This window comes from Coxiella endosymbiont of Ornithodoros maritimus (genome assembly GCF_907164965.1).
Lineage (GTDB): Bacteria > Pseudomonadota > Gammaproteobacteria > Coxiellales > Coxiellaceae > Coxiella.
Map to the genome: position 1 here is coordinate 1 of NZ_CAJRAM010000003.1, position 20206 is coordinate 20206.

Below are 20206 nucleotides of genomic sequence, written 5' to 3' on the forward strand. Positions count from 1 at the left end.
AAAGCCGTGGTAAAAACCAATGAGGATTGTCAACGGGTACAGCGCAGCCGGGGGGATTTAACGGCGCTGCCGGTTTATGCGAACGGGGAGGGACATTCATCAATTTCATCTGTTTCTGGCAAGTTGTTGGTGTTTATTGGGTTAGTTCCTCCACAACACGCGAGTGAGAATAAGGAGGTCTTGTCGCGGATTAGTAAACGCGGCAATGTGATGTTAAGGACGTTAAGGTAAAACCTGAGGTTGATGAGGCTAATTCATGCGGTGGCTCGGTGAAGCCGCATATACGTTCTTTTCGTCAAAACTGATTGTTGACAACAACCCTGGGGCCATATACGTATAGACCAAAGCAGAATACGGGAAAATAATGATCTCGTCTATCATCCCCGTATTTCACTGCGCTTCATACAGGCTACTTTCTGGTTCTGATCGGGAAAAGATCCTTGAAATTATCCGCTCAACGAATGTGGTAGGTTTGTTGTTAAAAATGAGGAAGTGTCGGGTGCCTTTAATTTCCAAAAGGAAGAACTTGAAATTAGTGAATGGCTGGTTGAAATTTTAGATTTCGCGACAAGCGATTTTTTTAGTTTATGGGTAGAAAATGCCTCGGCTATTTTCTTTTCCGTTTTCGCTATGGCTTTGGCTTTTTTAATTTTAGCCTATCCGGTGAAGCTCATTGATCCACCGTCCGTGTCATTGCGCAAATGAGGAGAGGATGCATCTTTATCTTCTTCGGTTTCTTCAAAACAACGGTAAAATCCGGCCGTGCGATCATCCGCGCTTTTGCAATTAATACTGAGTTCGCTAGCAACCACCCGGGTTAGATCGTCAATACCGGTTTGAATGTAAAAACTGGCATCATGCCATGCGCCGTGTAAATAAAGGCTATTAAACATTTTCCAGTCTTTCAGAATTACTTGTAATTCGGAATCGTCGTTAGAGATATTTGAACGGTTAGCTATTAATTGCTTAAAGTCTTTTTGATAGAAGGCGATATGGGTGTCCAGCACTTTCCAAAGGTTTTTCTTTCTTTGCGAAAGCTTTTCTTCAGATTCCTGAAGGTATTCTATATTTTCTTTGGAAGGATCTTTTTCATAGTTATTACAGGCTATATTATAAGCTTTAGCTAAATAGTCTAAAGTTTTTTCGTACTTATTCCATGAGGAGGCAATTTCATTGAACTCCCATAAGTGAGGTAACATTTGGGTTTTAGAGAATGAAAAAGTTTTCTTAGACGCTATTGCCTGCTGTAAGCGCTCAATCACAAAATGATTAAATTTAAAAAACGTGCGATCGTTTTTAAAAACCTGTTCTTTTGGTAATGAAGGACGCCACCATGATTTTCGCCGTTGCCATTTTGCTTGTAGAGTTACGCCAAAATTAAACATAATGTGAACAAATTTGTCTTCATTCTCTCTGTTCCCTTGGTTACATAGTCGTTCAGCCACTAAAATAGTTCGTGATATTGCTCCTCTTGAAAATCTTTATCTGTCCATTACTTAACTGTTAATAAGCTGATATTAGTGTAGATAAGTGGCGGACGTTCAGCAGACAATAACTCTAATTCAGTTCGATTTTTTTGCATTAAATCGCGCAGCATTTTCATATTACGGGTGGTGATTAGTTTTATTCCCTCACGACACTGTTGTGTCTTGAAGACACGATTCTGCCAATTCACGATCGCTTTCCCACCTTCTTCCATGTCATTTTTTCTTCAAATACGATTGCTTTGCGTTTTTGAGTTCTTTTCGTTCTTGCATGTATAACGGATAAATCCATGGGCGGGAAAGAAGAATGCCGATAATAAATTTTGCAGGAAGAAGTGGTTTTGTTATTTGCATCAAACATTGCGGAAAAACAGGTCGCGACATTGCAAAGCCCTAGCTTTCCGCGGTAATGGGCAAATGGAAAATCTTTTTTCATTGCTGATTCGTAAGTGGTTTCGGCAAATCGATATTCTGTCAATGCGTTTTCTAAGTTTGACCTTAAGGAACGTGACGTCCCGCGTTCATAGTACTCGCATTTGATAATGTCACCGGCTTGTTGGATGACTAGAATTCGGCTTCTCTTATAATCAGGAATGGCGATTTCTATTGCCTCAAAAAGTTTGTTTAAAAAACCTTTATACAATTGCGATACTGTCGTTATCATTGTCAGTTGATCCAGAAGAACCTAAGCTCATTGATTAAGTCACGAACCAGCTTTCGCGCTTGCTTAAGATCAATGTTGAATTTCGGCCGTTCTTCCAGCACTTTTTATATATACCAAAGTTTCATACTAATGTTTTTTTAGCTGTTCATTGCGGTTAAAAATGTGATTGGCAGCAGAAATTAACGATTCAAGGTGTTTTTTTAATATGTGCAGTTAAAATAGGGAAGCAACTGAAAGTATCATCATATATCGTTTTAAGTCTCGTTCCTCCCTTATTGACGCGTCTGGTGCCATACCTCATGACCAACCTCTCCAATGGTGTTTCTTCTATTGTAAAACTTGAAGCCTAAAAAATATGAAAATTAATATTTTCTTTAAAGTGTAAGTGCAGATATGTTTTAAAATAAATAAATAAAGTGATTTTTTCGCTATTTTTGCAATAGCGGTTACCCATTGGGGATGGGCATTTAATGAAGGAATTACTTTTAATGTTTCAGCGCCTAATTGCTGCCATTGCGATCGAGTGCGAATACCAATTTCTTCTAATGTTTCCAAACAATTGACCGTAAAAGAAGGGCAAACCACCATTAATTTTTTAATTCCCTTTTTGGATAATTCAATTAAATATTTATTCGTATAAGGTTCAATCTATTTTACATGACCTAAACGCGATTGAAAAGCAACTCCGCATTGTTGATCCGTTAAATTTAATTTTTGAGCAATTAAGCGGGAGGTTTCAAAACATTGAGTGCGATAGCAATTTTTATTGGAGTTAGAAATAGGAAAACAATTATTTTTGCGATTACAAATAGCTAATTGACAGCCGCTTTTTATTAAATACCGTTCGGGTAAACCATGATAACTAAATAAAAAATAATCCGGTTGAAATTCATTTAAATTTTCATGAATTAAAGTGGTCATGCTGTCGATATAATGAGGTTCTTCAAAAACGATCGATTACCGTCATTTCTTTAAATGAATTTTTTGCGCGAACTTCTTCTAAAGCTGACTCTGTTGTTGAAGTGGAGTATTGTGGAAATAATAGTAATACAATTAGCTGGTGACATTGCTCTTCTTGCAATTTTTAAGCGCTGTCTCAATCGAGGGTTTGCCATAACGGCATGCCAAGAGCCACAAAAAAATCATCGCCTAACGCTTCTTCCACGCGCTCACGAAGCATTGCGCTATAAACCAATAACGGAGAACCCTCCGGCATCCAAATTTTTTGGTACAGTTTACCCGAACCTTTTAGGCGAAAGGGTAAAATATACAAATGAACGATGATCCAGCGCGCTAGAGAAGGAACGTCGATGACTTTCGGGTCTGATAAAAACTGCCTCAAATACCGGCGCACCGCGGGCACGGATGGTTCATCCGGCGTGCCCAGATTAATCAACAAAACCCCCTATTTTATTACTATTCTTCACCGCCAAAATCTTCGCTTGCTTTATAGCTTGTTTGGCCAAAGCTTATCTTGTAAAGTGTTAAGATGCTAGAAATTGTTTTAGCCAGTCAAAACCATAACAAGCTTGCCGAAATACAAGAATTATTGCGGGATTTGAAAATAAAATTTATTCCTCAAGCGGAGTTTTCAGTTCCTGATATTGAAGAAATGGGCTCGACGTTTATTGAAAATGCCATTATTAAAGCGCGTCATGCAGCAAAACAAACGGGGCTTCCGGCTTTGGCGGATGATTCGGGTTTAACGGTCGCGGCTTTAAATTCCGCGCCAGGTGTTTTTTATCGCTATACGCCGGCAAAAACACAACCGATGCTGAGCGGATTCAAAAAGTACTGGAAGCATTGGAAGCGGCGGATGCCTCGGATCGTAGCGCGTCTTTTCATTGTGTTATTGCGTTAATGGAAAACGAAAATGATCCCGCGCCACTTGTCTGGCATGGCGTTTGGGAGGGGGAGATTGCGTGTTAGCCGCGAGGCAAAAATGGGTTTGGTTACGACCCTATTTTTTATGTGCCTTCCTACTAGCGCAGCGCCGCCGAACTAAACCCACAGGAAAAAAACGCCATTAGCCACCCTGGTCAGGCTTTACAGCAATTATCGGCTGTTTTGACAGAGGCCTTTTTGGTATAGAGAAATTTCTCCCGGGGGTTAGTCAAAATACCTGGTATATGTTGCACAAATGTTCCATAATAAAACATATTTGCCCCAATAAAAAAGCACACTTAGGCTAGGAGATATTTAATGAGTCGTCTTCATTGATTCGCCCTTACTCTTCCTTTCTTATTCGTGTCGCTCGCTGGTGCAGGTGGGTCGGAATATCCACCCAAAAACGTATCGGTGAGTTGCGTTAATGCGGAAGGCTATTTTAACCTCGTTCTTAAAAAAAGGAAGGCGAATTAAAGTAACGGTAACCTCTTATCATTTGGAACCTTTGCGAGCTCGCATTATTCATCATACGCTGTATGTTCAGGCGCCTTGGATGCCTCCTATTCAAAAACGACCCGTGGTTACGGTAACAATGCCAACGTTGAGGCGCTTAGTGGTTAATGGCCCTACTAACGTGAGAGCTGACCGATTGCAAAGCTCTAGATTGTCGATTCTCTCCTTGGGTTGGGGAAACATTCAATCAAAAGGCAAAATGAAAGTGAATCACATTCTGCAGCAGGATCAGAATTACATTAGCTTGGGCTGGCTCGATAGCAGTACCTCATCGATAGATAGCCAAGGCAACGGATGTGGCTAAAACGCTTTATGCCCGTTTAGCCGGTAACGCCATTTTGGGGGCGCAATATTTGCGAGCCAATCATATCCAAGTGCAAACACAAAACAATGCTTCTGCTTACGTGATGCCGCTTAATACCTTGCGCGCCTTTGCTTCAGGAAGGGCGAATATTTATTATTACAGCCACCCCAAAAATTTAACACGAGATACCAAACAATCCGGAAACGTGTTGCAAATGGCGTTGAGGGAGTGAGTAGAAAAAGGCAAATAAATCAGCGATAAATTGCTTTCTTAGCATAATAGCTCCATGTACGCTCCGTCTCCTCACAAAAGAAAAGCGTTCCAAACGGATTTCAGTTTTTTTATCTAACCCAACCTCTAACATGAGGCCTCTCTGTTGAACTTCTTAACGTAACATATCGCATCAGTTTAAAGAAAGAAATCTCGGTCGCTTGCGGTCGAGATTTTTAACTCAATTCATTTAAATCATTACTCGCCGGTTGCAAGCATTCCTTAAAAAGACCCGATGACTTCGGCGTATTGTTTGCTTTCATAATCGCGGTAACGACGCGAATGAACCGTGCCGGTGAAAGCGTAGACCTTTATGGGGTAATGAACGATATGCGTTCGTTTGTAATTATGCAAATACAAAGCGATTAAACGCAGAGTTTCTATGTGTTTCTCTTTAACAGTTGTCGTTTGTGCCACGAAAAAGCGGTTTACGGATAGAATAAGCTGTAACCGCAAGCCTTGTTGGATCATTTGAACGCCCCCCGACTTTTCAAGGTTGCCGCTAAGGCTTTTTGACGAGCGTGAGTGAGAGGCGTCGTTACCTGCAGCACTGAAAATGGAGGCGGCGGCGCGGGTTTACGAGCATAAGCAGTGAAGCTTACGGTAAGGATGACGAGGGTAGAAATTAAAATTTTTCGATGGCGTAATAACGGGTTCATGTGAATTCCTCATAATTAGATGGGTAATTTTAAACTCAAACAGGAGTCCTAATTCAGCGTTTGTCAATATCGCTTAAGGCCGATCAGCAACGCAATAGTGGCGAAAAGAAAAATGGGCCAAAAGTCAGGAAGGATTTCATACCATGAATTTCCCTTTAATAAAATTCCCCAGGTGATTCGCAAAAAATGCGTCAAGGGCAATACTTCTCCTAACCATCGAGCCCATTGTAGCATCCCAGCAAAGGTGAACATGAAACCAAAGAGTAAAATCGAACTTAAAAAGAAGAAAAATGTTGACTGCACGGCTTGCAATTGATTTTTAGCGATGCTTGAAAAAGTTAGTTTCACGGATAAATTGGCGGCAATAAAAGGTAGTGCCCTGATGAGCAATAAAGCAATACTCTCTTCAATAGGCACGTCAAATAAATAACGTGACCTCACTAAGATTATAGAAACTTGAAGGTAACCGACGATAATATACGGGGTGATTTTTCCGATCATCACTTCCAAATCGCCGAACCGGTGTGGCCTACCGTTCCCCGTTCTCGTTCGCGAGTCATCGCTAAACTGGTAATTAAGTACCATTGTCATGGTCAGAACGACGCCCCAAAGCCCTAGAACAATATTATATTGGGTGATATTTTCGGGATTGTATTTACTATGTAAAACTATATTGAGGGGTTCTGCTTGCGAGCGCAAATCATTGATATTTCCTTTAAATAAAGGGTTAAAAATAGTATTTCTAACGTTGGTATAGCTGCAAGTGCATTGACGGCTGCCACCGGATCGCTTGCGTCCACTTTAATTAATATCTAAGGACGCAAACCGCGGATTAAATTTCGTGTAAAATCCGGAGGGATATTAATGATGAATAATACATCGCCTTTGGCTGGCAAGGTGTCGGCTTCTTTTAAGAATTTAGCTTGAGCGGTAATGCGAAAATATTCGGTATTTCCCACGCCTAGAATAAAGGTTCGAGTGAAATCGCTGTGATCAGATGAAACTAAGGCGATGGGTAAGTATTTCGGATTCGTGTTAATAGCAAAGCCGAATAAAATTAATTGAATTAAAGGAAGCCCAATGATCATCGCAAAAGTTAACCGATCGTGCCGCATTTGTACGAATTCTTTAAAGGCGACGGCTACACAGCGATGCCACGAAAAATAGTTATATTTCACCCACGGGCTCCTTTTTACCGACGAGTGCGATAAAAACATCCCCCAAGGCGGGAAAGATTTTTTCCCAACGATAAGCGGGAGTTTGAAATGGCGCAATATTTTTTTCTAAACGGTGAGCTTCTCTACCACTGGCGTGTACAGTGTTGCCGAAAGCGGCGACAAGTTCCACGTCGGACAATTTTTAATTTTTCCGTTAATTCAATTAAATGGCTACCGGAAACTTTTTAAGTCGTTAGACGCGAGTCCTCAGTGATGGATTGTTCGGTTCCTTGCGCGAGGATGTGCCCGTACGGCGATATAAGCGAGATTAGTGCAACGCTCCGCCTCGTCAATATAATGAGTACTAACAGGGGTGGTAATTCCCTTCCTAGCTAAAAGATGAATTTGATCCCAAAATTCACGTTGGGCTTTCGGGTCAATGCCTGCCGTTGGTTCGTCGAGCAATAGCAATTTGGGCCGATGAATTAATGTAGCAGAGAGCAAGCCGTTGTTTCCAGCTCCCCGATAAAGTTCCTGCTAATTGTTGACTTCTTTCTATTAAGCCTAATTTTTCAATACTTTATTGCATTAATGCCTTGCAATTTTTCATGCCATATAATCACGCGATAAAATCAAAGTTTTCCGCGACGATTAAATCCTTGTATAAACTAAAACGTTAAGTTATGTAGTCGAATTGCCGTTTTATTTCTAAAGATTGAGTAATAACATCATAACCCAAGCATTGACCTGAGCCCGAATCGGGTACTAATTAAGCCGCATAACATCCGAATAGTGGTGGTTTTGCCACTGCCGTTAGGGCCATAAAAACCGTAGATTTCGCCATTTTTACTTGTAAAGACGCATTAACGACAGCCTGAACTCCATTGAAACTTTCATTAAGATTTTTTACATCGATAACATAAGTAGATTCAGGCATGGGAGTTACTCAATGACTCCTCGTGCAGATAAACATCCACGGGCTGACTGGCATGGAATTTTAGGGTGTTTTTTCGGAAATGCTGTATTCCACCCAGTAAACTAATTTCGCTCTGTATTTTTGGCTGTATATGATAGGTGGCATATATTCAGCTTCAGGAGAAATATAAGCGACTTTCGTGCGTTGCATTGTGCAACTATCGCATTTAAATTTAACGACGGTACCTAATTTCAATCGACTGAGTAATGGTTTGGGAATATAAAAAATCAATTTAATATTATTGGGTGTGAGTCAAGCCGTCACCGGTTGGCCAGCAGGGACATATTCGCCCCCCTTAGGGTGTCAAAAATGTTCTCGCTTTTTGGTCCACGACAATTTTTTGGTCTAATTGCCAGACCAATTTTTGGCTACATTGGCCTGAGCTGCATCGACCACGGCTTGTTGTGCCAAAATAAGATGTTTGCGTTCGCCAAGTTTGACTTCTGCTAGATTCGTCTCTGTTTGATTGACAATTTGTTTTTTCGGTTTATAGTCGGCTGTCACTTTATCGAGCTCATCTTTTGAGATGGCTCTGACTTGGTAAAGGTGTTGAAAACGGGTATGGGCGTAAATCATATCGGCAATGGTTTGTTCGCGTTCGGCGACGATACGATTTAAAATAGTTTGCCGTTGACCCTTCACGAGATTTTTGAGGTTTTCTTTTTCCTGCGTCAACTTCGCTTTTGTTTTCTATAATTCTGATTGCTGGGGCTCGGGGTCGAGGATAAACAATGTTTGATCTTCTTTCGCCGAATCACCCCGATAAACGAGTAGCGATTTGAGGAGTCCAGAGATGCTGGAGGAGAGGTAAATAAATTGGTCTTCTACGTACCCTTGAAGGAGAACTGGCTGATTTTTAGAACAGTCTGAGAGCAACAGTATAGCGAATAAAAGCCAAAAAATTAGTCAAATCAAGCGTATTCCCGGAATCCTTTCCATTGAGCATAACCTAGAAATTTATGTTGTTCACTGAGTTAGTGTTGTAGTTTCATTTCCGCTTGCGGGGGAAACCTTAACTCACTTCCTTTCAGAAAATAGTAGTTATTGGGTTTTTTCTGGACTTGATTTTGGATTGAATAAAAGAAAAGTTGATGATTCCGATGTGCTCAGTTTTAATTTTTTTTCAACAGTTTAAGGTTGGCATCGTGGGTATCCATTTTGGAGTGGTAATAGTTATAAAGAAGCACATACCATTTTTTACGATTGTGAAAATAGGAATAATAAATAGCATCTTTAGCTAAAGCATTATTTTTTGCAAACGTTATTAACGATTGTTTGTCGTAACGCTCCTTAATGCGGATGCTGTAATTGATTGGCGGAAGTTCCAGTAATAAAATTTCATCGAGCAGTTGTTGTTTTATTTTCGCTATCTTATATGGCTTTGCCAAGGCAAGGAAGTGGCTGTGTCGTTCAGTAAGCAAATGAATACGTTTGGAAACAGAGGCCCTATCCCCTATTAAAACTTCGCGATAAGCTTGTAATGCAAAGGGTGTGCTATCCGTCTTTCAGTAATGTAGGTATGATTGACTGCTATGGAGCATAGGTCTATTGACGTTTCTGATTCAGTATAACGAATTGTCAACAGGCCTTGGTTGAGACTTGTTTTACAAGCCGCTTATTTTAGGAGGGGTTTAAATAATTTTATATAATTTTTGTAATTTAATTTTTTCTTAAGAATTTAAGAAAACCCCCAGCACTCGCGATAGAGATCTCTTTAAAATTCATTCAATTTTAACTGAGCATAACCGGGAGGAGTTGTTGAGTGGGTGAGTGAGTTTTCACAAGCTTCAGCAATTTCAGCGGCAATGAGATTAGGAAAGGCGGCTTGTAATAATAAAATGTCGATGGCTTTTCGATCTTGCTCATCAATTCGAAAGCGTAAAAAATTGCAATAGCCCGTAATATTATGACAGGCGTCGCTCAGCTGTTGGGCAGGATTTCGTTTGTAAGAATTAAATTTTACCAAAGTTTCCGCAATGAGGCGTTGCTCAATTTGGTTTGTTATTTTCAACTCAACGTCAATGGGAATTTTCAATTTCTTGATAGGTTTAAAATTACTTTGATCGATTATATTAGCGGACCGTTGAAGCGCTAAAGAGACGGATTCGTGCCATGAATGGACAGCCGGAAGTAATTTTTTTAAATCTTGCCGAAGAAATCGGCCGCGTTGGTTGTGGCCGCACCAAATAGCGTATAAAATAATGTTTATATTAGCTCCATTCGGTGAGCGTAACCGATGAAGGGCTATTTGCACAGCCGGCTGCGTGGTTAATTGGTCTACAAATTTTACAAAAGGATGATCAGCAAAATTCGTGTCCATAATGACCTATCGCCGTTCGTGTTATTATGTACTCACTTCCTACATTTCCTTTTGAAAATTATGCAAGATTAAACGATAAAAAGCCGCATTTTGTTCTTGTTGTTTGTGAATTGTATTTTGCAACGTTGCTTTATATAATTCACGCTGTTCTTCTGATCCGAAACTTGCAATCAGAGTGGTGCAGCACACTAACTTTTCTTTAATTTTTTCAGTTAGTTGATTGCGCGGAATGGTTAATAATTGAATCGCTTCCACCAAAGCGCGAGCCACTTTTTGCGACTGGTGAATAACTCGATCGCTGTTCTCAATTTCGTAATTTTCTAAAAAATTTTCGAAATGATTGGCAAAGTTCCTAACACCTGAATAAGAATAATAACTGACATTGGTATTATCCAGATTTTCTTTGATATCAGTTACAATCATATACCCGAGACGATACAATTCAACTTCACTATCATAAAGGTGTCGATTTTTCAGTTTTAATTGATTCAGTTTTTTAGTCCGTTCCGCTTGCGGTAAATATTTTCGCAACATTTGGCGGTAAATACTAATCGATTTTTTCATTGTCTCGGAAAAAATTGACATAACACTCCGCCCCCTTTTTTCCATCTTTTAACAATAAAATGCGTGGATATAGTATATCCAAAAAACCTTAAGGAAGTAAGTATGAGGCAATCCTACTACACTTTGAATTAGGTAAACAATAGCAGATGTAAAACAATGATATGAGGACTAAAATTTAGGAAAATCAAATGGTTAATATCTATTTCCATGCTTGTTCTGCTTGCGGTAACTATTTTTGCGGCTTACGGACAACCCCCCCATCACCTCGATGTCAATTACGAAGAAAGTCGTTATTACGGGGCGTATCTTTGCGCTTACTCTGAATTTGCCTGCATCGCGGTGAAGCCGGCAATACCTGGACAAAATTATTCCCTAATAAATATCGGGGGCGGGAGATTGTCAAACGCTTGAATAGGACTAATATGGCGCTCAGCAACCGCCATTAGATCGTCGTATCAACGGAACTTACGGAAGTGGAATATTTAGATTTGTCTCCTTTTCCTCCAAATATCCATCCTACTCATCAAAAAGTGTTGGTCGTCAATTTAGGGCTTCATGCTTTTACTGCCTACGATGAGAAAGGGCAATTAGTCCATTGGGGGCCTGTGTTTCGGGATGGTAAGAACGGTGTCCTGACATGGGACGGGAATGCAACAGGTGGTAGGGAACTTTAGAATTGTCCGATTAGGAGGCCCCGAATGCGTTTCTAACAAATGCCTTGTTGAAAACGAAGGAGGGCACCGATCCCGTATTGCATGTTTTATTTTCGCGGTTATGTGCTTCATGGCTCAACTTTGCCCGGTTACCATGCGAGCCACGGTTGCATTCGTCTCTTTCATAATGATGCTAAATGCTTGAATAAGAATTTCTTGAACGTCGGTGCCCAGGTCATTGTGACACGCTAGCTGGCCTGGGGCGTGCTTTGTAACTAAGTAACTTGACTGTCGTTTCTACATCTTCTACTGTCGTGGAGCATGAAGAAGCAACTTTTTTTGGGCCAACAAAATGAAATCCATTCCAGTTTGTGGACAGTTAATGAGCGGAGCTGGTTGACACATCCGAGCTCTCTGACGCAGCGTTTGCGCAAGACAACTGATGGACAAATTCAATACCATCTGCTTCGCGAAGTTTTAGATGCACCGGCTGACGAAGAGGCTCAACTCCTGGATATTTCTCAACCAGAATTAGCCTTGATCCGTGAAATTGAATGGCGATATTTCGAAACCTTATGGGTTGCGGGCCGTGTAGTAATCCCAAAGAAAATCCTGGAAAGAGAGGGCTCCCCACTTAACCATATTGGCAAGCGCTCTTTAGGCAATATATTATTTGCAAATGCCAAATTTACTCGCGGCGATTTGGAGTTTAGGCAAATTACCGCCGATCACCCTTATTATTTTTATGTTAAAGAGATTGCGAATCGAGGTTGTATTTGGGCTCGACGTTCTTTGTTTTATTTCGAAAGAGATCTCTTGTTGGTGAGCGAATTTTTTCCCCGCGCTATTTTTAGAGAGTTCTGTGTCGAATGATTAATCTTCGCCAACAAATGCCTCATTATTTACGGTTAATGCGCTTTGATAAGCCGATTGGTATTTTTTTGCTATTGTGGCCGACTTTGTGGGCTGTTTGGATTGCGGCCAAAGGGGCCCCTTCTTTTAAAATAGCCGTGATTTTTATTGCCGGTAGTGTGGTTATGCGCGCCGCGGGCTGTATTGTGAATGATTTTGCTGATCGTCATCTGGATAAACATGTTCAGCGCACTCAAATGCGCCCGCTTGCGAGCGGATCGGTGAGCGTTACTGAAGCGATGCTTCTCTTTGCCGTTTTGAGTTTAATTGCCTTCACATTAGTGTTGTTATTAAACCGTTTGACCGTGGAACTTTCCGTTATTGGCACTTTATTGATGCTTGTTTACCCATTTTTAAAACGATTCACTCATTTACCTCAATTATGGTTAGGCGTTGCGTTTTCATGGAGTATCCCAATGGCGTTTGCCGCGACGGTGGGGCACGTTCCAGCCGTGGCTTGGTTATTATTTTTTACAGCGGTGCTATGGCCTATCGTGTATGATACGCAATATGCAATGGTTGATCGCGAAGACGACATCAAAGTAGGCATAAAATCGACGGCTATTTTGTTTGGTCGTTATGATCGCCTTATGATCGGATTACTTCAAAGCATCGTGCTCCTGACATTTGGATTCTTAGGTTGGTATTTGCGGTTTAATTATTGGTTTTATTTGGGATGGTTAGTAGCGTTAGGGTTAATGTGTTATCAGCAGTTTTTAATCCGTTACCGGAAGCCACAGGATTGTTTTGCTGGTTTTCGGAATAATCATTGGGTCGGCTTTTTTATTTTTCTTGGCATTCTTCTGGCCTACAGAAATTGACCAAAATTTGATTATATCTTGATTTTATATGGTAAGGTTTGCTAAGCAAGCGTAATTTATAGGATAATCTGAAAAATAGGCGGTAGGGTTAAAGAATTATTAGGCTGGTTTATGAAAAAAAAATTCCTCGTTTTTGTTCTTATCCTCTTTTCATTAGTAGCTGCCCCCTTCCTTTATGCTGAAGATTTGGTTCAAGTTTATTATCAAGCCCTCGCGAGTGATCCCACTTTTCAAAAAGCACACGCGGACTGGTTGTCGGCAAGACAAAACCTTCCTATCGCTATGTCAGGTACCGGAAGGCCGGGATCGGGTCTATTTACTTTCGTAAATATAATAGCCGGCCTGAATCGCACCTATCAACGGATTGAAAGGGGACCATCCAGCGTTAGTGGTTACTTTAATCAACATAATTACCAAGTCACGGTCACTCAACCAATTTTTAATTACGCTACCTGGAAGGCAATAAGTAGCGCTAGTTTTTCAGTGAAAGCGGCTACGGCAACTTACATTGAAGCTACCCAAGATTTAATGTTTCGAACGGCTAAGGCCTACTTTGATGTTTTAGATGCCTACGACCAATTGCAATTCACTTTGGCACAAAAGGAATCGTTTTATCATCAATTGGTGACAGCACAAGAGAAATTTAAAGTTGGCTTAATTGCAATTACCAGCGTTTACGACGCTCAAGCGAGCTATGACCAAGCGATAGCACAGGAAATTCAAGATCGAAATAATTTAGATAACCAGCTTGAAAACCTACGGGCGATTACAGGTCAGGAATACCGCTCGTTGGCTAGCCTGAAAAAATCGATTCCGCTAGTGATACCCCATCCTCGAAACATCAATGCCTGGACGGCCGTTGCAGAGCGACAAAGTTTTGCTATTCAATCCGCATTGTATACCATGCTAGCCCAGCGCGAGACCGTTAAACAGACGGCAGCCCAGCGTTATCCTACCCTGATAGGGACTTTTTCTTATGGTGTTCAAGAAAGGGGCCTCGCCCCAAGTTTTACGGGTACTCCTCTAGTGGGCACCCTTTCAGATACGACCATGACAACAGCCACGGCTGGGCTTGCTTTAAATTTTCCGGTTTTTCAAGGCGGTTTTGTGACCCATTCTACTCGACAGGAAGAATATAATTATTTATCGGCCAGCGACCAACTTGATTTCACTCATCGCGATGTGCTACGACAAACGCGCCAAGCTTATTTAGGGGTTGATTCGGGGATTAGTAAAATCAGAGCGGACCGTCAAGCAATCATTTCTGCGCAAAACAAACTGGAAGCTACGCAGGCAGGCTACGTAGTGGGAACCCGAACTATGGTAGACGTATTGGGTTCGGTGACTTCTTTGTATCAAGCTCAGCAACAATGGGCAACGGATCGATACAGTTACATCATCAACATCATTACTTTAAAACAACAAGCGGGAACCTTATGCCCCCATGATTTAGCGCAAACAAATACCTGGCTAGGAAAAGCGATACGATTTGATGTTGAAAAGCCGGTGAATGTGAAGGTATTCACGCCTTCAACCATTTCACACACAGTTAAGCACTTCCGTTCTTCTAAGAGAGTGTAGTCCGCGCCTCAGTTCCATCGGTCTCTAATTAAAGCATCACATCTCCTCCCTCCACAGGACTTCTCTCGTCGAAACCGTACGCCCCCATTATGCAATTCAATTATTTGCCTCGCGTACGCTAGCCGAAGCTGCTGCATTCAAAAAAAACATTATTTGGATGATCTCCATATTATTCACCAAAACGGCTGGTACAAAGTTTTATCAGGTCATTACTCCACTCACCAGCCAGCCACCATCGCTTTGCATCGCCTACCTCCTTCCCTCCAGAAATTAAAACCGTGGGTTGTCAGGGTACCGAAAGCCCAATCAACTTTGATCAAACCGCTATCTTTGCAAAAAAAAGCCCCTCACCTGTCCCCACCGAGATAGTAACTCTTCTCAATAAAAACTTAAAAACCCGTCGTCCTCCCGCGGGGGTATCTGCTGTATTAATTGAAGCATACAAAACCTTCACGGCCGAGTCGGGAGGATCCTGGCTAAAAGGCTAAGAAAAGCACCATCGGTGTTTTTCTTAGCCTTTTAGCCAGGACTCCCGTGGCTTCGGCCGTGAAAGCCCTCGATTCTTTGTCTGTCGGTAGGCAGCCTACGCACGGAAACGACAGACATTTTTTCAACTACTTGATATTCCCTCTTTACCTCGCCCCCTTAAGTTGAGCTCTAGGCGCCTGCGCAGGGACGACAAAACTGTAAGAGTCAAAATTAGAGTTACTGTTCACTCCTCCTCCCGTTCCTGTTTCCAAATACTTTTATCAGCCCAAAGTTTTAATCGCCACGCATTAAATTCAACAATATTTTTGGAGTTCATCATGAGATTAATATCACGGCTCACCTCTTTGAGGTATCATTTAAAAGTTTACCGCGTTTCATCGTCTTCTGGAGACACTTCAAACATTAGTTTTTCGTGTCCAAATTTTTCGACTAACGTAGAAATCACATCCTTCCACCAGTCCTTTGGGTCAGCAATTCCTTCGCTGATTCCTTCTGATTCAATCATCGATGTGAAAATCAAGACTAAAATTCCCGGCGCGCTCAAACATACCGCTTGAAACTTCCACGACATCAAATCCTAACGTTTTCGTTTCTTCTAAATATCGATCGATATTGTTGGGGTTTTGAATAACGACTCGTTCAATAAAACCGTCCGTGTTAACATAGACATTATATTTATGAGCCAGATCAGTGGAGGCTTTGACGGTTTTTGTATCCAATAAAGCTTGTGTGCCTCCCGTGAATTTAAGCTCGTCAATGTAGTAACCCACGTTTCCAATAGCGCTTCAAACTGCTGAACGGTGAAAGCTTCACAAGTAAGGGCCACGGATTTCAATTTGACCGGTATGGCGTAGTTTGGGTGGCAGTCCAAAAAGATCGATAAAAGCAAAATTGCGTTTTAACGTTTGGTTAGACATTCTTCCTCCATGAGCCATTAATTCAATCCTCGACCTCGAGCAAACTAAACAGTATGATACGAATTTTAACCAGGAGAGGATCGCAATGGCAATCACTATTGCCGTAACTCGTGAATGGAATGAAGAAGAAAAACGCGTAGCGATTATGCCAACCTTGGTACCACGATTAATACAACGAGACATCGAAATACGATTGCAAGCCAGCGATGGCGAAGGGGTTGGTTTTTCTGATTCGGCTTACGGTAATGTTTCATTGCGAAAATTTAACGGAATGTTATTGTGATGCGGTGATCATTTTTCGCGTAACGCCGCCAAGCATTACCGATATTAAAAAATGCCGCGGGATGCCTTGGCAATTGATTTGTTGGCTCCGTATGCGGATGAAAAAAGAATCACGGCGTTTGAAAAACAAATATAACTGCGTTTGCTTTAGAATTATTGCCGCGAATCACCCGTGCTCAAGCCATTCAAACCATGGATGTTTTATCTTCGCAAGCGTCTATCGTGGGTTACAAAGCGCTTCTCGTGGCTGCTAATACGGTAGGTGACTATTTTCCGATGTTAACCACGGCAGCGAGTAAGATTCGCCCTATTAAAGTGCTGGTCATTGGAGCAGGTGTCGCCGGTTTGCAAGCGATTGCAACGGCGAAACGCTTGGGCGCCATCGTTTCCGCGTATGATGTTCGTCCGGAAGCGAAAGAACAAGTCGAGTCGCGCTGGGCGTACAAATGGTGAAATTATCGATTAGCGGCAGCGGTAGCGGTGGATACGTCAGAGAGTTGACCCCCGAAGAACGACAGCAACAACAAATCGAATTAAGAAAGCACATCGTAAGCGCTCAAGTCATTATTACTACCGCTGCTGTTCCTGGAAAAAAGCACCGCTAATTATCTCTAAAGCTGCCGTCGCCCAAATGCAAAGCGGTTCAGTCATTGTCGATGTGGCAGCTCCGATGGGAGGAAATTGCGAGCTGACTGAAGCCAGTAAGTCTGTAGATTATCAAGGCGTGAAAATTATCGGGCCCACCAACTTGCCTAGCGGTTTAGCTCGCGATGCTAGCCAGCTTTTCGGTAGCAACCTTATTCATTTTTTGGGATTGTTGTTGAATGAGAAGAATGAAATAGCGATTGATTGGCAGGATGAAATTTTAAATAAAACCACGATTGCTAAAGGTACTACCCGTTATGCGACGAAAACCAATTCCAATGTCCTTTCCGCGAAGGTGGGAATGACGGATAAAGGAGAATGACGGGTTAAAAAAGGATAAATTATGTTTGAATTAATAGCTGCACTTTACATTGTTATGCTCACTGCGTTTGCGGGGTATGAGATTATTGGCCGTGTTCCCAGCATTTTATACACGCCATTAATGTCGGGAACAAATTTTATTCACGGCATTGTGTTGATTGGAGCAATGATTGTATTAGCCTCTGCACAAACCCCGTTAATACGCGTTATCGGTTTTATTGCCGTTTTGATTGCAACTATCAATGCCGCGGGTGGTTACGTAGTGACTTTGCGAATGCTCGCGATGTTTAAAACCAGTCAAGATAAGGATAAAAATTCGTGATCGGTTTCATTCATTTAAGCTATTTCCTCGCCGCGATTTTATTTTTATTAGGATTAAAAAAATGAGCCATCCGCAAACGGCACGTCCCGGCATTATATGTGCTGGCATTGGCATGTTGTTGGCTGTGTTAGTTACCTTTTTATTAATTAAAAATAATTTAGACCTTACCAATTTTATTTTAATAATAAGTGCAATGGTGATCGGCACCATATTGGCCTTGGTTTCTGGTAAAAGAGTAGCGATGACAGCTATGCCGCAAATGATTGCGCTTTATAACGGCATGGGTGGCGGTGCTGCGGCTGCTATCGCCTCGAGTGAAACGCTAAGTTCGAGCCACCATTTATTGAATTTAACATTAGCGCTGATTGGTGGTTTGATTGGAATGATTTCCTTTAGTGGCAGCTTAATCGCTTTTGCAAAATTACAAGGCATTATTCGAAAAACCATCACATTACCTTTGCACAATATCAGCATGGCTATTTTCGGATTGATAATCCTCGGTTTATTAGGTGTTCTCCTTTTTTATTCTGAACAGCAAGCGTTATTGGCAATTTATTTCGGCCTTTTATTTTTATATGGCATTTTCATAACACTTCCTATTGGTGGTGCAAACATGCCCGTAGTCATTTCATTATTTAACGCCATGACAGGATTGGCTGTGGCTTTTGAAGGTTTTGTATTGATGAATCAGCTTATGATGGTCGCCGGTATTATCGTGGGCGCTTCCGGAACGTTATTAACTTTATTATATGGCGAAAGCAATTAATCAATCGGTGAGCCATTTTATTTACTCCTCACCATGATGGACCTGTTACTACTCAAGGAATTGAAGGAGCATTAAAACCCATCAATGCTACGGATGCCGGCGTCATGCTCGTATGCACAAAAAATTATTATCGTTCCGGGTCACGGAATGGCAGTCGCACAAGCGTAAAACAAAATTTGGGAACTTGCCAAATTATTAATGGGACGACAGATTCAAGTTAAATTTGCAATCCATCCCGTTGCTGCTCGTATGCCAGGCCATATGAACGTTTTATTGGCGGAGGCAGGCGTGCCATATGACTTCGTTTTTACGATGGATGAAATTAATGAAGAATTCGCCGCAATGGATGTCGCGATGGTCATTGGCGCTAATGAGATCGTCAATCCGATAGCGAGTCAATCAAAAGATAGCCCTCTTTATGGCCTGCCTGTTTTGCACGTAGAGCGTGCGAAAAACATGATCGTTATTAAGCGCGGTCAAGGACGCGGTTTTTCCGGCGTTGAAAACAGTCTTTTTTACATGGACCACACCCGTATGCTTTACGGCAACGCACAGCCGGCCATTAGCGAATTAATTCAAGCCGTAAAACAATATTAACTTCTTTTGTCATTTGAAATGACAGATTTTTCATTCTATAACGTCATTAAGAACGATCATTTTCCTTTCGTCAATACTCTACTCTGTCGGTCGTAAAATCGATTATTCAAAGCTGAAGCTAACTAAAGAAAGCGCTTTATTAAAAAACGATTTCATTCGATTTAGTATCACGGACGGTATTTCTGAATACCTTCAATATGAAAATCCATTAATTGTTCAAACCATTTACGAAAATATTTTATATGTGGTTGTCACAATCTTTGTAGGTCTCCAAAATAAACTTGTATCAAACTTAAGGCCGTAACGGTTGCGGTTTCTGTGCGTAAAATACGAGGACCAAGAAAAAGAACTTGAAAACCCGATTGGAGTATAGCCCGTTGAACCTCATCGTTGCTTAAACCGCCTTTAGGACCGATTAAAAGAGTGATGCGTTGTGAAGCAATTTTAAAATTAGCCAGGGATTTTTTGGCATTCGGATGACATACTAATGAAAGTCCTTCGCGTTTTTGGGATAGCCAATCGTTTAAAAGTTGAGCTTGTATTAATTCAGGGATGCAACAGCGGCCGGATTGTTCACAGCCGCTAATTATAACGCCTTGCCAATGTGCTAACTTTTGCATTTTAGGTTTTGTACTAGTTCGCTCAGTTATTAACGGTACAATGCGATTGACGCCGAGTTCCATTCGCTTTTTGAATAGCGTAATCCATTTTTTCACTGCGGGATATTCCTTGGCCCAATTCAATAAACAAAGGCGACTTAGTTTGGCCCGCTTCTTTTGAATCAATGGTTATTTCAAGCTGTTTTTTTGTATTCGCGTTATTCTCCCAGCATAATTATTTCCATCGCCGTTAAATAAAATGATTTCATCTCCTTCTCTAAAACGTAATACATTTAACAAATAATGATAATTGCGTGAATCTAAAGTTACGGTTGAGCCTACGGATAATTGGTCTGGATAATAAATTCGTTGTATTCGCACCGAAAGCACTCCTCGCGAAAGTAGAAAGTAGTCCGTATGAAGCGAAGCGAAATACAGGGATTTTTCCATTGTTCCCATATTTTGCTTCGCTTTCATGTAGGCTACTTCTAACATGAAAGTTT

11 protein-coding genes and 15 pseudogenes are annotated in these 20206 nt (G+C 41.4%); 10 read left to right on the plus strand and 16 right to left on the minus strand.

Annotated elements, in window-relative coordinates; translation table 11 throughout:
* Window positions 1-225: pseudogene (locus tag OWO34_RS00045) on the plus strand (transposase); the annotation flags it as partial.
* Window positions 226-446: 221 nt separating this feature from the next.
* On the opposite strand, the pseudogene OWO34_RS00050 reads toward OWO34_RS00045, so the two are convergent.
* The 3 pseudogenes from OWO34_RS00050 to OWO34_RS00060 all read right to left on the minus strand — a co-directional run bounded on the left by OWO34_RS00050 (window position 447) and on the right by OWO34_RS00060 (window position 3511).
* Window positions 447-2449: pseudogene (locus OWO34_RS00050) on the minus strand (Dot/Icm T4SS effector CirA).
* 26 nt (window positions 2450-2475) lie between these two features.
* Window positions 2476-3069 (minus strand): annotated as a pseudogene (locus tag OWO34_RS00055) (ferrochelatase).
* Window positions 3070-3091: 22 nt separating this feature from the next.
* A pseudogene (locus tag OWO34_RS00060) lies at window positions 3092-3511 on the minus strand (ferrochelatase).
* Between the two features lie 126 nt (window positions 3512-3637).
* Here OWO34_RS00060 and rdgB point away from each other — a divergent pair.
* Both rdgB and OWO34_RS00070 read left to right on the plus strand, forming a co-directional pair.
* Window positions 3638-4239: pseudogene (rdgB, locus tag OWO34_RS00065) on the plus strand (RdgB/HAM1 family non-canonical purine NTP pyrophosphatase).
* A 156-nt stretch (window positions 4240-4395) separates the two neighbouring features.
* Window positions 4396-5084 (plus strand): annotated as a pseudogene (locus OWO34_RS00070) (GIN domain-containing protein).
* Between the two features lie 263 nt (window positions 5085-5347).
* Here the strand turns inward: OWO34_RS00070 and OWO34_RS00075 are convergent.
* From OWO34_RS00075 to OWO34_RS00120, 10 genes and pseudogenes are all read right to left on the minus strand, one after another.
* A pseudogene (locus OWO34_RS00075) lies at window positions 5348-5781 on the minus strand (OmpA family protein); the annotation flags it as partial.
* 63 nt (window positions 5782-5844) lie between these two features.
* Window positions 5845-6480: an ABC transporter permease gene (locus OWO34_RS00080; protein ID WP_267256125.1), complete on the minus strand. Its 636-nt coding sequence runs from the start codon at window positions 6478-6480 to the stop codon at window positions 5845-5847.
* Between the two features lie 113 nt (window positions 6481-6593).
* Entirely contained in the window at window positions 6594-6959 is a 366-nt protein-coding gene (locus OWO34_RS00085; RefSeq protein ID WP_267256126.1) for an ABC transporter permease, read from the minus strand.
* Window positions 6949-7128: a hypothetical protein gene (locus OWO34_RS00090; protein WP_267256127.1), complete on the minus strand. Its 180-nt coding sequence runs from the start codon at window positions 7126-7128 to the stop codon at window positions 6949-6951. Before OWO34_RS00090 ends, OWO34_RS00085 begins: the two co-directional genes overlap by 11 nt.
* A 77-nt stretch (window positions 7129-7205) precedes the next feature.
* Window positions 7206-7442 (minus strand): ATP-binding cassette domain-containing protein, encoded by a 237-nt coding sequence (locus OWO34_RS00095; RefSeq protein ID WP_267256128.1) that lies wholly within the window; start codon window positions 7440-7442, stop codon window positions 7206-7208.
* Window positions 7443-7666: 224 nt separating this feature from the next.
* A complete protein-coding gene (locus OWO34_RS09425) occupies window positions 7667-7774 on the minus strand; it encodes an ATP-binding cassette domain-containing protein (RefSeq protein WP_323808247.1) in 108 nt (35 codons plus the stop codon).
* Between the two features lie 93 nt (window positions 7775-7867).
* Window positions 7868-8817, minus strand: a pseudogene (locus OWO34_RS00105) (HlyD family secretion protein).
* A 71-nt stretch (window positions 8818-8888) separates the two neighbouring features.
* A pseudogene (locus OWO34_RS00110) lies at window positions 8889-9260 on the minus strand (hypothetical protein); the annotation flags it as partial.
* A gap of 368 nt (window positions 9261-9628) precedes the next feature.
* The gene (locus OWO34_RS00115) at window positions 9629-10234 is read right to left on the minus strand and encodes a DUF2390 domain-containing protein (protein WP_267256129.1); all 606 of its coding nucleotides are present in this window, start codon (window positions 10232-10234) and stop codon (window positions 9629-9631) included.
* A gap of 39 nt (window positions 10235-10273) precedes the next feature.
* Window positions 10274-10843, minus strand: a complete 570-nt coding sequence (locus OWO34_RS00120) for a hypothetical protein (protein ID WP_267256130.1) — start codon at window positions 10841-10843, stop codon at window positions 10274-10276.
* A gap of 162 nt (window positions 10844-11005) precedes the next feature.
* Here OWO34_RS00120 and OWO34_RS00125 point away from each other — a divergent pair.
* The 4 genes and pseudogenes from OWO34_RS00125 to OWO34_RS00140 all read left to right on the plus strand — a co-directional run bounded on the left by OWO34_RS00125 (window position 11006) and on the right by OWO34_RS00140 (window position 15134).
* Window positions 11006-11703, plus strand: a pseudogene (locus OWO34_RS00125) (L,D-transpeptidase).
* 69 nt (window positions 11704-11772) lie between these two features.
* Window positions 11773-12328, plus strand: a pseudogene (locus OWO34_RS00130) (chorismate--pyruvate lyase family protein).
* Window positions 12321-13184 carry a 4-hydroxybenzoate octaprenyltransferase gene (ubiA, locus tag OWO34_RS00135; protein WP_267256131.1) on the plus strand — a complete coding sequence of 288 codons (864 nt, stop codon included), beginning with the start codon at window positions 12321-12323 and terminating at the stop codon, window positions 13182-13184. The pseudogene OWO34_RS00130 and the gene ubiA overlap by 8 nt, the downstream one beginning before the upstream one ends.
* A gap of 111 nt (window positions 13185-13295) precedes the next feature.
* Window positions 13296-15134: pseudogene (locus tag OWO34_RS00140) on the plus strand (TolC family outer membrane protein).
* Between the two features lie 343 nt (window positions 15135-15477).
* Here the strand turns inward: OWO34_RS00140 and OWO34_RS00145 are convergent.
* A pseudogene (locus OWO34_RS00145) lies at window positions 15478-16171 on the minus strand (phosphosulfolactate synthase).
* Between OWO34_RS00145 and OWO34_RS00150 the strand changes: the two are divergent.
* The 3 genes and pseudogenes from OWO34_RS00150 (at window position 16160) to OWO34_RS00160 (ending at window position 19104) form a co-directional block, all read left to right on the plus strand.
* Window positions 16160-17420, plus strand: a pseudogene (locus tag OWO34_RS00150) (NAD(P) transhydrogenase subunit alpha). The pseudogenes OWO34_RS00145 and OWO34_RS00150 overlap by 12 nt on opposite strands.
* A 21-nt stretch (window positions 17421-17441) precedes the next feature.
* Window positions 17442-17741: an NAD(P) transhydrogenase subunit alpha gene (locus OWO34_RS00155; protein ID WP_267256132.1), complete on the plus strand. Its 300-nt coding sequence runs from the start codon at window positions 17442-17444 to the stop codon at window positions 17739-17741.
* Window positions 17738-19104 (plus strand): annotated as a pseudogene (locus OWO34_RS00160) (NAD(P)(+) transhydrogenase (Re/Si-specific) subunit beta). The gene OWO34_RS00155 and the pseudogene OWO34_RS00160 overlap by 4 nt, the downstream one beginning before the upstream one ends.
* Window positions 19105-19355: 251 nt before the next feature.
* Here OWO34_RS00160 and OWO34_RS09430 read toward each other — a convergent pair.
* Window positions 19356-19820 carry an RsmE family RNA methyltransferase gene (locus OWO34_RS09430; protein WP_323808245.1) on the minus strand — a complete coding sequence of 155 codons (465 nt, stop codon included), beginning with the start codon at window positions 19818-19820 and terminating at the stop codon, window positions 19356-19358.
* Between the two features lie 72 nt (window positions 19821-19892).
* Entirely contained in the window at window positions 19893-20198 is a 306-nt protein-coding gene (locus OWO34_RS09435; protein WP_323808246.1) for an RNA methyltransferase PUA domain-containing protein, read from the minus strand.
* Window positions 20199-20206 lie beyond the last annotated feature (8 nt).

What these genes read in the sequence shown, in the direction of transcription:
- OWO34_RS09435 (WP_323808246.1), bottom strand. Translation starts at nt 20,198, where the DNA reads ATGTTAGAAGTAGCCTACATGAAAGCGAAGCAAAATATGGGAACAATG.
- OWO34_RS00120 (WP_267256130.1), bottom strand. Translation starts at nt 10,843, where the DNA reads ATGGAAAAAAGGGGGCGGAGTGTTATGTCAATTTTTTCCGAGACAATG.
- OWO34_RS00115 (WP_267256129.1), bottom strand. Translation starts at nt 10,234, where the DNA reads ATGGACACGAATTTTGCTGATCATCCTTTTGTAAAATTTGTAGACCAA.
- OWO34_RS00155 (WP_267256132.1), top strand. Translation starts at nt 17,442, where the DNA reads ATGTTTGAATTAATAGCTGCACTTTACATTGTTATGCTCACTGCGTTT.
- ubiA (WP_267256131.1), top strand. Translation starts at nt 12,321, where the DNA reads ATGATTAATCTTCGCCAACAAATGCCTCATTATTTACGGTTAATGCGC.